12 protein-coding genes are annotated in these 13,595 nt (G+C 63.2%); 2 read left to right on the forward strand and 10 right to left on the reverse strand.

The features are described 5' to 3' along the window. Positions 1–84: 84 nt before the first annotated feature. From ggt to ACOCLD_RS04505, 6 genes are all read right to left on the reverse strand, one after another. Positions 85–1,788, reverse strand: a complete 1,704-nt coding sequence (ggt, locus tag ACOCLD_RS04480; RefSeq protein ID WP_422911005.1) for a gamma-glutamyltransferase — start codon at positions 1,786–1,788, stop codon at positions 85–87. Continuing rightward, positions 1,785–2,036: a YfhL family 4Fe-4S dicluster ferredoxin gene (locus ACOCLD_RS04485; RefSeq protein ID WP_090250215.1), complete on the reverse strand. Its 252-nt coding sequence runs from the start codon at positions 2,034–2,036 to the stop codon at positions 1,785–1,787. Before ACOCLD_RS04485 ends, ggt begins: the two co-directional genes overlap by 4 nt. Before the next feature lie 113 nt (positions 2,037–2,149). Further along, complete coding sequence (gene coaD / locus ACOCLD_RS04490; protein ID WP_233683366.1) at positions 2,150–2,629, reverse strand: pantetheine-phosphate adenylyltransferase; 480 nt, start codon at positions 2,627–2,629, stop codon at positions 2,150–2,152. 122 nt (positions 2,630–2,751) lie between these two features. Further along, a complete protein-coding gene (locus ACOCLD_RS04495) occupies positions 2,752–4,347 on the reverse strand; it encodes a GMC family oxidoreductase N-terminal domain-containing protein (RefSeq protein WP_422911006.1) in 1,596 nt (531 codons plus the stop codon). A gap of 43 nt (positions 4,348–4,390) precedes the next feature. Further along, positions 4,391–4,936 (reverse strand): twin-arginine translocation pathway signal protein, encoded by a 546-nt coding sequence (locus ACOCLD_RS04500; RefSeq protein ID WP_422911007.1) that lies wholly within the window; start codon positions 4,934–4,936, stop codon positions 4,391–4,393. A 54-nt stretch (positions 4,937–4,990) separates the two neighbouring features. Beyond that, positions 4,991–6,433, reverse strand: a complete 1,443-nt coding sequence (locus tag ACOCLD_RS04505) for a coniferyl aldehyde dehydrogenase (RefSeq protein ID WP_422911008.1) — start codon at positions 6,431–6,433, stop codon at positions 4,991–4,993. A 236-nt stretch (positions 6,434–6,669) separates the two neighbouring features. Between ACOCLD_RS04505 and ACOCLD_RS04510 the strand changes: the two genes are divergently transcribed. Then, the gene (locus ACOCLD_RS04510) at positions 6,670–7,329 is read left to right on the forward strand and encodes a TetR/AcrR family transcriptional regulator (RefSeq protein ID WP_108488682.1); all 660 of its coding nucleotides are present in this window, start codon (positions 6,670–6,672) and stop codon (positions 7,327–7,329) included. A 2-nt stretch (positions 7,330–7,331) separates the two neighbouring features. Here ACOCLD_RS04510 and ACOCLD_RS04515 read toward each other — a convergent pair whose 3' ends face one another. From ACOCLD_RS04515 to ACOCLD_RS04530, 4 genes are all read right to left on the reverse strand, one after another. Beyond that, a complete protein-coding gene (locus ACOCLD_RS04515; RefSeq protein ID WP_422911009.1) occupies positions 7,332–8,327 on the reverse strand; it encodes a hydrolase in 996 nt (331 codons plus the stop codon). A 128-nt stretch (positions 8,328–8,455) separates the two neighbouring features. Then, positions 8,456–9,064: a 16S rRNA (guanine(966)-N(2))-methyltransferase RsmD gene (rsmD, locus tag ACOCLD_RS04520; RefSeq protein ID WP_422911010.1), complete on the reverse strand. Its 609-nt coding sequence runs from the start codon at positions 9,062–9,064 to the stop codon at positions 8,456–8,458. Continuing rightward, positions 9,064–10,545 carry a M16 family metallopeptidase gene (locus ACOCLD_RS04525; protein ID WP_422911011.1) on the reverse strand — a complete coding sequence of 494 codons (1,482 nt, stop codon included), beginning with the start codon at positions 10,543–10,545 and terminating at the stop codon, positions 9,064–9,066. The genes rsmD and ACOCLD_RS04525 overlap by 1 nt, the downstream gene beginning before the upstream one ends. Further along, complete coding sequence (locus tag ACOCLD_RS04530; protein WP_422911012.1) at positions 10,538–11,893, reverse strand: M16 family metallopeptidase; 1,356 nt, start codon at positions 11,891–11,893, stop codon at positions 10,538–10,540. Before ACOCLD_RS04530 ends, ACOCLD_RS04525 begins: the two co-directional genes overlap by 8 nt. 202 nt (positions 11,894–12,095) lie before the next feature. Between ACOCLD_RS04530 and ftsY the strand changes: the two genes are divergently transcribed. Next, positions 12,096–13,595: a signal recognition particle-docking protein FtsY gene (gene ftsY, locus ACOCLD_RS04535; RefSeq protein ID WP_422911013.1), complete on the forward strand. Its 1,500-nt coding sequence runs from the start codon at positions 12,096–12,098 to the stop codon at positions 13,593–13,595.

Raw genomic sequence — 13,595 nt, forward strand, 5'->3', positions numbered from 1 at the left:
TTTCTGATGGAACGAGAGGCCGTTTGCATTTCAGCGGCGTCAAAAACAAGGCCAGTAATTGATACGCCCCGGTGTGTCGCTGTGTTACTGCTTTGCGGGAACTGCCAGGCCGATGCCGCGTGGATCGCTGGCAGCCTTGACTGCCCCATTGACCTTGTTCCAGAGCAGCACTTGCTGGTTACCGTACTGCCGGCCTGTGGGCTTCAGTTGGTGGCCGAGCGCTGTCAGCGCTGAGGTTTCTGCGGCGGAGAAGGCCTGTGGTTCATGCTCAATCACGTCGGGCATAAACTGGTGGTGGAAACGCGGTGTGGCCGGCCAGTGTTCGATTGGCTGCTGATCCAGATACTCCAGCATGGCCAGCAGCACCATGCTGGGAATCCGGCTGCCGCCCGGCGTGCCGAAGCTGGCGAAGTCCTCGGTGCTTTCGATAAAGCTCGGGCTCATGCTCGACAGCGGCCGCTTGCCGGCGGCGATGCTGTTCGCCTGGCTGCCGCTTAGGCTGTAGACATTGCTGCCTTGTACATCGGCGGCAAAATCATCCATCTCATTGTTCAGCAGCACCCCGGTGCCGGGTGCGGTAAAAGCCGCGCCAAACGGCAGGTTGATCGATAGGGTCGCCGCCACCGCATTACCCTCGCTGTCGAGCACCGAGAAATGGGTGGTGTGATCACCTTCCTGCCAGGTTTTGCTGGGCGGCAAGCTGTCGCTCGGCGTGGCGCGTTGTGGGTCGATGCTGCTGGCCAGCTGTTTCAGGTAAGCCGGGGCCAGGAGTTGCTGCGTCGGGTTGCGGACAAAGTCCGGGTCACCCAGAAAACCACGATCTCGGTAGGCGCGCCGCAGCGTTTCGGCCACCAGGTGAGTGCGCTGCACGCGATCAGCCTGTTGCCAGGGCAGTTGCTGCAGCATCAGCAGGCTTTGCGCCAGGGCAATGCCGCCAGCGGATGGCGGGGGCGCGCTGATCAGCTCACGGCCCTGATCCAGCGCAACGCGCAGCGGCTGGCGTTCAACGATGCGGTAGTCGGCCAGGTCCTTGAGGGTCCAGATACCGCCTGCATCATGCACCGCCTTGACCAGCTGCTCGGCTACCGTTCCGGCGTAGAAACCCTGAAGACCCTTTGTGCCAAGCAATTCAAGAGTACGCGCCAACTCTGGCTGGCGCAGCAGGCCGTACTCCTGAGGAATTTCCCCCTTGTCGAGGAAGATTCGCGCGGTTTCCACGTCCTTGCGCATGGCTTCGAGACGCCAGCCCGCGCGTTCGCGGTAGACCCGGTCGATGCTCACGCCACTGCTGGCCAGGCGGATTGCCGGGGCCAGTGAGTCGCGTAATGGCAGACGACCGAAGCGCTCAGCCAGCTCGACCAGTGCTGCCGGCAGACCGGGAATAGCGGCGGCCATCGCGCCATTCAGCGAAAGGTCTTTGTTGATCTTACCTTCGACCCGGTACAGGTCGGCATGCGCCGCCTGGGGCGCGCGTTCGCGGGCATCGAGAAAACGGTAGGTGGGTTGTTCGCCGGCTTCGCGCAGCAGAAAGAAACCGCCGCCGCCCAGGCCTGAGCCGTAAGGCTCGACCACCGCCAAGGCAGCGCTGATGGCCACCGCCGCATCAAAGGCGTTGCCACCCAGGGCCAGGGTTTCCTGGCCAGCCACGGTGGCGGCGGGGTGGGCGCTGGCAATGGCGATGCGTTCAGGCTGAGCGGCGGCCTGCAGCTCAAAGGCGCAGAGTAGGGCAAGCGCACCGAGCAGGGGGCGCCAGGGCAGAAGGCCGCGGGTCAGGCGGCCGCTCTTCATGCTTTACCAGTGATGATCAGGTACTTCTGCATCAACTCATCCTTGCTCTCGACATTGTTCTCGTCGAGTGGGATGCAATCCACCGGGCAGACCTGCTGGCACTGCGGCTCGTCGTAGTGGCCGACGCATTCGGTGCACAGGTTGGGGTCGATCTCGTAAATCTCTTCGCCCTGGGAAATCGCAGCATTAGGGCATTCGGGTTCGCAGACGTCGCAGTTGATGCAGTCGTCGGTGATGATTAGGGACATGACAGAACCACTCCTGCTGCGCCCCGCAGGTGCAGCCTAGATGTGTACATAAAACGGTAGGGCAAATTGTGCCGCATCGAGGCCGCGCATGCACGCGGCCAGACGCTAAAGGCTCAGCGTTTGAAACGTTCGGTCAGTGCGGCGGCGACGGCCGGGTGCACGAAGTTGGAGATATCTCCACCCAGCGCGGCGATTTCGCGGACCAGGGTCGAGGAGATAAACGAGTACTTTTCCGACGGGGTGAGGAACAGGCTTTCTACGTTTGGTGCGAGCTGGCGGTTCATATTGGCCAGCTGGAATTCGTATTCGAAGTCAGACACCGCACGCAGACCGCGCAGGAATACGTTTGCGCCCTGTTCCTTGGCAAAGTGCGCCAGCAGGGTGGAGAAACCCACCACTTCCACGTTGGGCAGGTGCTTGGTGACTTCGCGGGCCAGCTCGACGCGTTGCTCCAGGCTGAACAGCGGGTTCTTCTTCGGGCTGGCAGCCACCGCAATGATCACGCTGTCGAACAGCCGTGCGGCACGCTCGACCAGGTCGCCGTGCCCCTTGGTGATGGGGTCGAAGGTGCCTGGGTATAACACTCGATTCATCGTGACGTCCTGGCGGGTCCGTTGGGGAGTCGGATGGTAGCGCAGCGTTTCCCCGTGGCCAAGTCAGGTGCCATCGATCCGCGCGATTCACGGGCCGACAAGGGCCCGTGAATACCTCGCTATCAGGCGGTCTTGAGGCGCTCGGCGAGTTTGCTCGCGAGTTTGGCGGTTAGGCCGTAGATCGACAGCTGCGGGTTGGCGCCGATGCTGGTGGGGAACAGCGAACCGTCATGGATCGACAGGTTGCTCAGCTGATGATGCCGGCCCAGGCTGTCGGTGACGGCCTGCTGCGGGTCTTCACCCATGGCGCAACCGCCCATGACGTGGGCACTGCCCAGACGGGTGCGGTACAACTCCAGGCTGAGGTTATCGATCAGGCTTTTCGCTTCGGCAAGGGTCTTCACATAGCCAGCGTCGGCATGCAGCGGCAGCACCGCCTTGGCCCCGGCGGCAAACTGGATCTCGGCCATGCTGTGGAAGGCACGACGCACGCCGTCCCAGGTGTAGTCGGTCATCTGGTAGTCGAGCACGGGACTGCCGTCACCGCGCAGCTCCACACGGCCTTCTGCGCTCTCCGGGTGGAAGCCGTCGCGCAGCAGGGCAAGCATCACGTTGGTGTTGGGTAGCTGTTCCATGCGCATGGCATTGTCGATGCCGAAGCGGCCGAGCAGGGTGGCAGTCAGCGCCGGTTGCAGCGGCGGCACTTCGAGCTTGTAGGACAGGCGTCCAGCGGTGCCGTCATCCCACTGGAAATGGTCGGAGTAGATCGACTGCGGTGCGCCGTAGAACGGGTTGATCACCTGTTCGAACAAGGCTGCGGAGAAGTTCACCAGGTGCAGGAAGGTGCGTTTGCCGGTGCGCTGATGTGGATCCGGTGCATTCGAGCGCAGGAGAATTCCCGGCGTGTTGATGCCGCCGCCGGAGAGGACGTAGTGCTTGGCCTTGACAGTGATCGTGCGGCCAGTGGGCACAACGCTACGTTCATCCATGCCGAGGCATTCGATACCCGTGACCTTGTCACCGTCGATCAGCAGGCGCTCGGCGCGGGCCAGGTAGAGCAACTCGCCGCCTTTATCCAGGGTGGCCGGAATGGTGGTGACCAGCATCGACTGCTTGGCGTTGGTCGGGCAGCCCATGCCGCAGTAACCGAGGTTCCAGCAGCCGCGCACGTTGCGCGGAATGACTTTCCACTCATAGCCGAGCTTGTCGCAGCCGCTGCTGATTACCGCGTTGTTGGCGTTCGGCGGTACGGCCCAGGGCGCGACACCGAGGCGCTGCTCCATCTGCTCGAACCAGGGTGCCATTTCTTCGGGGCTGTGGCCTTTGACGCCGTGCTCCTTGGCCCAGTGCTCCAGGGTTGGCGCGGGGGTGCGAAAACTCGAGGTCCAGTTGATCAGCGTGGTGCCGCCCACGGCGCGGCCCTGCATGATGGTGATGGCGCCGTCCTTGCTCATGCGGCCGATGCCTTCCTGATAGAGGCTGGCGTAGGCCTTGTCTTCGAGCATCTTGAAGTCGTCGCTGGTCTTCAGCGGGCCTTCCTCGATCAGCAGCACCTTGAAGCCGGCTGCGCTGAGGATCTCGGCGGTGGTGCCACCGCCAGCACCGCTGCCGACGATGGCCACGTCGGCTTCCAGGGTCAGATCGCTGTCCAGGCGTGAGCCGTTGTAAGTCTTCCAGCCACGGGCCAGGCCTTCTTTGAAACTGTCGGGTACAGGCATTTAGGGTGCTCTCAGGCGAATTCTTATTAGAGATGATGCAAGGTCAGACTGTAGGTGGCCCGGGGTAGCCGCAATGCGCCCAGGATTCGGAGCGGCTATACCAACTCATCATCACCAGTTGCAGCAGCGAGGCGTGACCCATTTTCAGCAGCCCGATCGAGCTGTTCTGCCAGCGCTCGAGAAACGCCTGCACATCGGCCGGCGACGCATTTTCCCAACTGCTCCAGACGCCGGTCAGTGGGCCGCGGGTGATCGGCAGGGCCAGCACGTCAAACAGCTGCACGGTGAGCTTGAGCATCTCCGGCGACAGGTGGTTGAGGCTGTAATCGAGGCTGGAGAGGGTGCCGCTGACCGCTTGTGGCATCTGCTCCGGTGTAACGGCCCCGGCGAGCATGACTGGGATCAGCGCCTGGAGAAACGCCAGGTCAGTTTCGCGAATCACGGCGAAACCGGCTTTCGGCGTACTGGCCGAACAGCCGCTGAGGGTAGCCGTCAGCCCTGCTGTGCCGAGCAGCGCGGTGCCGAGCAGGCCGACCTTGAGCAGGCTGCGCCGCGACAGGGCTGGCGCGTCAAACGTGGTGTTGTGCATTTATTGTTATCACCGGATCAGGCCGTTGCCCTGGCAAGCCAGGGCAGGGTGGGGTTAGCGAACGAACAGCTTGTACACCAGCTTTTGCAGGGCTTTGCCGTAAGGCGGGTAGATCATCTTGGCGGCGTTGAAGCGCTGCTTGATAAACACGCCTTTGGCCTTGCTGAAAGTCAGGAAGCCTTCATGACCGTGGTAATGCCCCATGCCGGACGGGCCAACGCCACCGAATGGCATGTCGTCCTGGGCCACGTGCAGCAGGGTGTCGTTGAGGCACACGCCGCCGGAGTGGGTTTCGTGCAGCACGCGCTGTTGCTCGCTCTTGTCGTAGCCGAAGTAGTACAACGCCAGCGGCCGGTCACGCTCGTTGATAAAGACGAAGGCGTCTTCCAGCGTGTTGTAGGGGATGATCGGCAGCAGTGGGCCGAAAATCTCGTCCTGCATCACCTTCATCTCATCGCTCACGTTGAGCAGCACGGCATGCGGCATGCGCCGGCCCTGGGCCTGTGGGTACAGCGGGATAATGGTCGCGCCTTTGCTCTCAGCGTCCTGCAGGTAACTATTGAGGCGCTGCTGCTGACGCTCGTTGATGATTGCGGTGTAGTCCGGGTTGTCCGTCAGCGCCGGGTAGAAGCCCTGCACCGCATTGCGGTAAGCCTCGACAAAGCCGTCGACGCGGTCTTTCGGTACCAGCACGTAATCCGGGGCGACGCAGGTCTGCCCGGCGTTCATGGTCTTGCCGAAGGCGATACGTTCGGCGGCATCGCTCAGCGGTACGTCGGCGCTGACAATGGCCGGTGACTTGCCACCCAGTTCCAGGGTTACCGGCGTCAGGTTGTCGGCAGCGGCGCGCATCACGTGCTTGCCGATGCTGGTGGCACCGGTGAACAGCAGGTGATCGAACGGCAGTTTGGAGAAGGCCATGCCGACTTCCGCCTCGCCGAGCGCCACGCTGACCAGGTCTTCCGGGAATACCTTGGCCAGCAGCTCCTTGACCAGCTGCGAGGTGGCCGGCGTCGATTCGCTCATCTTGATCATCACCCGGTTGCCAGCCGACAGCGCGCCAACCAGTGGGCCTATGGCGAGAAACAGCGGGTAGTTCCACGGCACGATCACCCCGACCACACCCAGCGGTTGGTAGATGACCTTGGCCGAGGCCGGCATAAATTGCATACCGACACTGCGCCGTGAAGGCTTCATCCATTTCTTGATGCGCTTGGTGGCGTAGTGGATGCCATGCAGGCTGGGCATCAGTTCGGCGAGCAGGGTTTCATCGGCGCTGCGGTTGCTGAAATCCTGGGAGATGGCGCGAATCAGTGCCTCACGCTCGTTGCTGAGCAGGTCGCGTAGGGCGTTGAGCCATTGAATGCGCTGCTCGGCCGAGGGCATCGGGTTGGCCTTGAAGGCCTGGCGCTGCAGGGCAAAGCTCTGCTGCAACTGGCTGAGCTGTTGTTGGCTGTTGTGCAGGCTTTGTTCAAGGTAAGCGACGTCGGCGACCATGTTATTGCTCCTCGGCATTCCAGCGGTGCAGTGCGTCAGATGGGCTGAGGCCGCTGCAGGAAAGGTGTGCTGGATTTTTAGAGCAATTGCTCTAATCTGTCAAATAGGATGCCGTGGTCAGCCGACGGACGCAGCCGATCAAACAGTTGGTGCAGCGTGTTAATTGCCGAGCGGGTAACACTCCGGCTGTTTCTGCGTGTACCTTTGCCGGGCTTTTGAGTTGAGATCGAGCCGTTATGTCAGCCCCACTGAAAACCCGCGAACGCATCATTCAGGAAAGCCTGGCGCTGTTTAATGCGCAGGGTGAGCGCAGTGTCACCACCAACCATATCGCCGCGCACCTGGGGATTTCACCGGGCAACCTGTACTACCACTTTCGTAACAAGCAGGCGATCATCGCCGAACTGTTTGCCCTCTATGAAAGCCAGGTGGACACCTTTTTGCGCCGCCCTGAAGGCCGTGCGCTGACGGTGCAGGACAAGACTTTCTACCTCGAGGCGCTGTTGGCAGCGATGTGGCATTACCGCTTTCTGCACCGTGACCTGGAGCACCTGCTCGACAGTGATCCGGCCCTGGCCGAGCGCTACCGGCTGTTCGCCCAGCGCTGCCTGAGGCAGGCGCAGAGCATCTATCAGGGCTTTGTCGAGGCCGGCATCCTGCTGATGGATGCGGCGCAGATCGAGGCGCTGACCCTCAATAGCTGGATCGTCATGACCTCCTGGGTGCGCTTTCTCTGCACCACCCGCGGCAACCCCGGCGACCTCAGCCAGGAGATGCTGCGTCGTGGCATCTACCAGGTGCTGGCGCTGGAAGGCGGCTACACCGCCCCGCAATCACGCGAAGCGGTGGAAGCGCTGTATGCCAAGCTGCATGTGCCGCTGGAGCAGGTGATTTGAGCCTACAGCGACTTGCCTGATTGCTCGGTTAGCCACTGAGGAATCCGCCGCTCCAGGTAATAACCCGGTTTGCGCAGACTGCCCTCAACAAAGCCGACATGACCGCCGTGGGCGTGCAGTTCGAAGTCGATGCTGGGCGACAGTTCGCTGGCTTCGGGCAGGCTGTGTGGGAACACAAAGGGGTCGTCGGCGGCCTGGATAATCAGCGCCGGCGTTTCAATCCGGCCGAGGAAGTAGCGGCTGGAGGCGCGCCGGTAGTAGTCCTCGGCATCGGCGTAACCGTGCAGCGGTGCGGTGATACGGCCGTCGAAATCCCAGAAGGTGCGCATATTGTCCAGCGGGCCAAGTTTCTCCAGGGTGGACAGCCGGTCGGCCATGCCCTGATGAGCGAACAGGCGCTGCTTGTCTTTTACGTAGGCCACCATCTCGCGCATAAAGTGGCTCTGGTAGACCCTGGAAAAGCCCATGCCGATGCGGTCGGCGCATTGATCCAGACGAAATGGCACTGACACCGCCACCGCGCCCTGCAACTGGCTGTCTGCGCCCGTTTCGCCGAGGTACTTGAGCAGCACATTGCCGCCGAGCGAATAACCCACGGCATACAAAGGTGCCATGGGCCTTTGAGCGCGCAGGTGGCGCACGGTTTCTGCCAGGTCCTCACTGGCGCCGGAGTGATAACCCCGCGCCAGCAGGTTCGGCTCGCCGGAGCAGCCGCGCCAGTTCAGCGCCACGCTGGCCCAACCCTGGGTCGCCAGTTGCTGCTGCAAGCCCAGCACATACAGCGAGTCGGATGAGCCGGTCAGGCCATGCAGCACCAATACCAGCGGCGCGTCGGCCTGGTGCGGGCCGTGCCAGTCCAGGTCGAGAAAGTCGCCATCCTCTAACCACAGCCGCTCGCGGGTGCGCGCCAGTTTCGCCGGCTGGCGACACATCGGGTTCCACAGGGTTTGCAGATGCGGGCCAGGCAGCCACCAGGCGGGTTTGAAGGGCGTGGTCATGGAATGGTATCGCTTGGGGAAAGCGCTCAGGCTAGGGCCCTGGGCGGTGAAACGGAAGCTATATGAGTAGGGCGAATAACAGAACCTGACCGAGGTTGGGCTTCACCGCGTGAAGCCCAAGGCCCCCATCAGGCTACGGCCGTGCGCTGCCACAGCGCGTAATACACCTGCCCGGCCTTCTGCTCGCGGTGCAGGCGCCAGTTGCCGGGCATGCCCAGGCTGGACGGTGAGTTCTCGCTTTCGGTGTAGACCCAGGCGTCGGCCGCCAGCCAGCTGTTCTGCTCCAGCAGGGTACAGGCCGGCAGCAGCAGGTTCTGGTTGAACGGCGGGTCGAGAAACACCAGATCGAACGGCGTGGCGGCCGGGCTTTGCAGAAAGAGCAGGGCGTCGGTCTGCTGCAGTTGGCCGTTGTCGCACTTCAGCGTTTGCAGGTGGCCGCGCAGGCTGGTGATGGCCGCTGGATTGAGATCCAGGGCCAGGGCGCTGCCGGCGCCGCGCGACAGCGCTTCGAGAAACAGTGCGCCGCTGCCGGCAAACAGGTCGAGCACCTTGGCGCCCTCGACATAAGGTGCCAGCCAGTTGAACAGTGTTTCGCGCACGCGGTTCGGCGTAGGTCGCAGGCCGGCGGCCATGGGGAAGTTGAACTGCCGCGAGCGCCACTGCCCGGCAATGATCCGCAGTTGGCCATCACCACCATGGGCGGGAACGGCTTTCGGCGGCTTGGGTCGTTTGCTCATCAGTGCTCCGGGACGCCAGTAGGTTGCTCGGCGGGGGTGTCGGTGGGGGGCGGCAGTTCTTTCTGCGCCACTGTGGGCCCGGCTGTGACGATAACCAGCGCGTCGGGGTTCAGATGCTTGGCCATGGCGGCCTTGACCTTTTCCACGCTCAGCGCCTGCACGTCGCGCATAAAGTCTTCCAGATAGCTCAGCGGCAGGTCGTAGAAGCCCATGGAGCCTAGCTGGCCGACGATGGCCGCGTTGCTCGCGGTGGACAGCGGGAAGCTGCCGGCCAGCTCGCGCTTGGCGTTGTTCAGCTCATCAGTGGTCGGGCCGTTGGCGATAAAGTCGGCGAGCAGGCTTTTGACCAGTTGCAGGGTGCCATCGCTGAGTTCGGCGCGGGTCTGCAGGTTGATCATAAAGGGGCCACGCGCCTGCATGGCGCTGAAACCGGAGTAGACGCCATAGGTCAGGCCGCGCTTCTCACGTACTTCGGTCATCAGGCGGGTGCCGAAGCCACCGCCGCCGAACACCTGGTTGCCCAAATAGAGCGCGGCGTAGTCCGGGTCGCGGCGGTCGATGCCGAGTTGGGCAATCATCAGGTGAGTCTGGTTGGACGGGAACTCGATGTGTTGCAGCCCTGGCTTGGGCTCTTCCGGCTGGGCGATACGCGGCAGTGCCGGGCCTTTTGGCAGGGCGGCGGACACCTGATTGGCCAGCGCTTCGGCGTCGCTGCGCGAGAGGTCGCCGACCAGTGCGATGATCGCATTGCTGGCGGTGTAGGCCTTGGCGTGGAAGGCCTGCAATTGCTCACGGGTGATGGCCGGTATCGACTCCGCCGTGCCGTCGCTCGGGTGGGCATACGGGTGCGTACCGTACAAACGCTCGAACAGCGCCAGACTGGCCAGCTTGCCGGGGTTCTGCTTCTGGTATTCGAAGCCGGCCAGCAGCTGATTCTTGATCCGCGCCAGGGCGTCGTCCGGGAAGGTCGGCTGGCCAAGAACCTGATTGAACAGTTGCAGCGCTGGTTCGCGTTTGTCCACCGTGCTGAGGCTGCGCAGGCTGGCGATGGCCATGTCGCGGAATGCGCCGTTGCCGAAGTTGGCGCCGAGGTTTTCGAAGCCGGCGGCGATTGCGCCGACATCCTTGCCCGGTACGCCTTCGTTGAGCATGGCGTTGGTCAGCATGGCCAGGCCGGCGGTGCCGTCGTCATGACTGCTGCCAGCGGCAAAGGTCAGTTGCAGGTCGAACATCGGCAGCTCGCGGGCTTCGACGAACAGCACCTTGGCGCCTTCGGCGGTTTGCCAGGTCTGGATATCCAGATTACGGCGGCTGGGCGGCTGATCGCCGAGGGCGTCCAGGGATTCGATGCGGGTCGATTCTGCGGCCACAGTCGGGGTTGGGCTGCTGTCCGGTCGGTTGATCACCAGGGCCAGCAGTGCCAGCAATATCAGTAGCGCCAGGCCGAGCAGGCCGTAGCGCAGGCCATTGCGCTCACTCATTGCGCTTCTCCTCAGGCAGAACATGGGCGACGCTCAGGCGCTCGCGGGTAAAGAAGGTGCTGGCGGCCTGCTGGATATCGGCCGGGGTCACGGCCTCCAGTTCGGCCAGTTCCTGATCGATCAGCGTCCACGACAGACCGACGGTTTCCAGTTGGCCGATGGCGGTGGCCTGGCTGGTGATCGAGTCACGCTCGTAGACCAGGCCGGCGATCACTTGTGCACGCACACGGGCAAGCTCTTCGGCGCTCGGCGGGGTGTTCTTCAAATCCTCCAGCTCGCGCCACAGGCCGGCTTCGACCTGCTCAAGCGTCTTGCCGGTCTGCACGTTGGGCGTGGCGGAAAGAATGAACAGGCTGTCGCCACGGGAGAAACCGTCGTACCAGGCAGACGCGCCGGATACCAGTTCCTCGCCACGTTCCAGGCGGGTCGGCAGGCGGGCGCTGTAGCCGCCATCGAGCAAGGCGGCGGCAAGGCGCAGCGCGTGCACCTGGCGCGGTTGTTCGGCGGTGGCCAGGCCCGGCACGTTAAAGCCCATCATCAGGCTCGGCAGCTGGGTTTTCAGGTGCAGGGTGATGCGGCGCTCGCCCGGCGCGGGCAGCTCACGCGGGATTTTCGCGATGGGCACGTTGCGTTTGGGAATGGCGCCGAAATAGCGCTCGGCGAGGATCTTCACCTCGGCGACGCTGACGTCACCGACCACCACCAGGGTGGCGTTATTCGGCGCATACCAGGCTTCGTACCAGGCGCGCAGTTCCTCGACAGTCATGCGTTCGAGGTCGGCCATCCAGCCGATGGTCGGCGTGTGATAACCACTGGCGGGGTAGGCCATGGCCTTGAAGCGCTCGTAGGCCAGGCTCGACGGCTTGTCGTCGGTACGCAGGCGGCGCTCCTCCTTGATCACCTCGATTTCTTTGGCGAACTCGTCGGCCGGTAGCTTGAGGCTGGCCAGACGGTCGGCTTCCAGCTCCAGGGCGATGGCCAGGCGGTCGCGGGCCAGCACTTGGTAATAGGCGGTGTAATCGTCGCTGGTAAAGGCGTTTTCCTCGGCGCCCAGTTCGCGCAGGATGCGTGAGGCTTCGCCAGGGCCGAGCTTACGGCTGCCCTTGAACATCATGTGTTCGAGGGCGTGGGACAGGCCGGTCTGGCCGGGCGTCTCGTAGCTGGAACCGACCTTGTACCAGAGCTGGCTGACCACCACCGGCGCACGGTGGTCTTCACGGACGATGACCTTGAGGCCGTTGTCCAGGCTGAATTCGTGGGTCGGCTGCGGCTCGGCGGCCAGGGCCAGCAGGGGTGTGCAGAGTACGCCGAGCAGCAGGGCGGCAGTGCGTTGGGCAATCATATGCATGGGTTATCGACCTGTCGGACGGGCCCGCTTGGTCTTAGCGTCGGCGGGCGCGGAGGTGCTAGGATACGCATCCGTTTTACTGGCGACCACGCCTGCTAAGGCTTCTGATTGTTTCCGCGTGCACTCTTCAGCTTTTAATGCCGCGTGAGTAATGCCTTCAGAGTCTGTGGCGGCGCGTCGCACCTTTGAGATAGCCGTCTCCATGTTTGGTTCCAACGACGACAAGAAGCCCACCTCTCCCTCTGCTCCGGCATCCACCGAGAAGCCAGCCGAGAAAAAAGACCTGTTCGGCTGGCTGCGCAAAAAGCCGCAAGCTCCGGCCAACCCAGAGCCGCAACCTGCGGCGATTGACGAACAGCCGGTTGTAGCCACTGCCATCGAGCCCGCCGCTGCGCCCGTTACGCCGGCAAGCGAAGTTGCTGCCCCCGCCGTAGAACCGGTCGTTGTTGCCGAGGTGGCTGCCGAGCCTCAGCCTGCTCAGGTTGCTCAGGTTGCTCAGGTTGCTCAGGTTGCTCAGGTTGCTCAGGTTGCTCAGGTTGCTCAGGTTGCTCAGGTTGCTCCGGTCGAACAGGCTGTCGCCGCGGCCCCTGCGCCGGTTGAAACCAGTGAAGCCAGTCCGCTGCCACGTCCGTCGCGGTTTCGTATTAACGCTGGCAGCGAAGTCCTGCATGCGCACGTTGAGGTGCCCGCAGTGGTGGAGCCGGTTATCGCGCCACCTGTGGCCGAGCCGGTCGCCGTGCAACCTGCTGCTGCACCGACAAAGAGCGCTGAGGAAAACCGCACGGGCTTTCTTGAGCGGCTCAAGCAGGGCCTGTCAAAAACCAGCGCCAGCCTCGGCGAGGGCATGGCCAGCCTGTTTCTCGGCAAGAAAGTCATCGACGATGACCTGCTTGAGGACCTGGAAACCCGCCTGCTGACCGCCGACGTCGGCGTCGAGGCCACCACGGCGATCATCGGCAACCTGACCAAGCGCGTGGCGCGCAAGGAGCTGGCTGACAGCGGCGCGCTGTACAAGGCCCTGCAGGACGAGTTGACCGCGCTGCTCAAGCCGGTCGAGCAGCCGCTGAAAATCGATAGCAGCAAACAGCCTTATGTGATTCTGGTAGTCGGCGTAAACGGCGCGGGCAAGACCACCACCATCGGCAAGCTGGCGAAAAAACTCCAGCAGGACGGCAAAAAGGTCATGCTTGCCGCCGGCGACACCTTCCGCGCCGCCGCCGTGGAACAGCTGCAGGTATGGGGCGAGCGCAACCAGATCTCGGTGATCGCCCAGCACACCGGCGCCGACTCCGCTTCGGTGATCTTCGATGCGGTGCAGGCGGCCAAGGCCCGCGGCATGGACGTGCTGATCGCCGATACCGCCGGGCGTCTGCACACCAAAGACAACCTGATGGAAGAGCTGAAGAAAGTCCGTCGGGTGATCGGCAAGCTGGATGACACTGCACCCCACGAAGTGCTGCTGGTGCTGGACGCCGGCACCGGGCAGAACGCCATCAGCCAGGCCAAGCAGTTCAACCAGACCGTCAACCTCACCGGCCTGGCGCTGACCAAGCTGGATGGTACCGCCAAGGGCGGGGTGATCTTTGCACTGGCCAAGCAGTTTGCCTTGCCGATCCGTTATATCGGGGTGGGCGAGGGCATTGATGACCTGCGCACCTTTGAGGCCGATGCCTTCGTTCAGGCCCTGTTCGCGGAGAAATAG

This window comes from Pseudomonas cimarronensis (assembly GCF_049331905.1).
Taxonomy (GTDB): Bacteria; Pseudomonadota; Gammaproteobacteria; order Pseudomonadales; family Pseudomonadaceae; genus Aquipseudomonas.

Bases quoted from the DNA above. Each gene is read 5' to 3' on its own strand.
- ggt (WP_422911005.1), bottom strand. From the start codon at position 1,788: ATGAAGAGCGGCCGCCTGACCCGCGGCCTTCTGCCCTGGCGCCCCCTG.
- ACOCLD_RS04485 (WP_090250215.1), bottom strand. From the start codon at position 2,036: ATGTCCCTAATCATCACCGACGACTGCATCAACTGCGACGTCTGCGAA.
- coaD (WP_233683366.1), bottom strand. From the start codon at position 2,629: ATGAATCGAGTGTTATACCCAGGCACCTTCGACCCCATCACCAAGGGG.
- ACOCLD_RS04495 (WP_422911006.1), bottom strand. From the start codon at position 4,347: ATGCCTGTACCCGACAGTTTCAAAGAAGGCCTGGCCCGTGGCTGGAAG.
- ACOCLD_RS04500 (WP_422911007.1), bottom strand. From the start codon at position 4,936: ATGCACAACACCACGTTTGACGCGCCAGCCCTGTCGCGGCGCAGCCTG.
- ACOCLD_RS04505 (WP_422911008.1), bottom strand. From the start codon at position 6,433: ATGGTCGCCGACGTCGCTTACCTTGAACAAAGCCTGCACAACAGCCAA.
- ACOCLD_RS04510 (WP_108488682.1), top strand. From the start codon at position 6,670: ATGTCAGCCCCACTGAAAACCCGCGAACGCATCATTCAGGAAAGCCTG.
- ACOCLD_RS04515 (WP_422911009.1), bottom strand. From the start codon at position 8,327: ATGACCACGCCCTTCAAACCCGCCTGGTGGCTGCCTGGCCCGCATCTG.
- rsmD (WP_422911010.1), bottom strand. From the start codon at position 9,064: ATGAGCAAACGACCCAAGCCGCCGAAAGCCGTTCCCGCCCATGGTGGT.
- ACOCLD_RS04525 (WP_422911011.1), bottom strand. From the start codon at position 10,545: ATGAGTGAGCGCAATGGCCTGCGCTACGGCCTGCTCGGCCTGGCGCTA.
- ACOCLD_RS04530 (WP_422911012.1), bottom strand. From the start codon at position 11,893: ATGCATATGATTGCCCAACGCACTGCCGCCCTGCTGCTCGGCGTACTC.
- ftsY (WP_422911013.1), top strand. From the start codon at position 12,096: ATGTTTGGTTCCAACGACGACAAGAAGCCCACCTCTCCCTCTGCTCCG.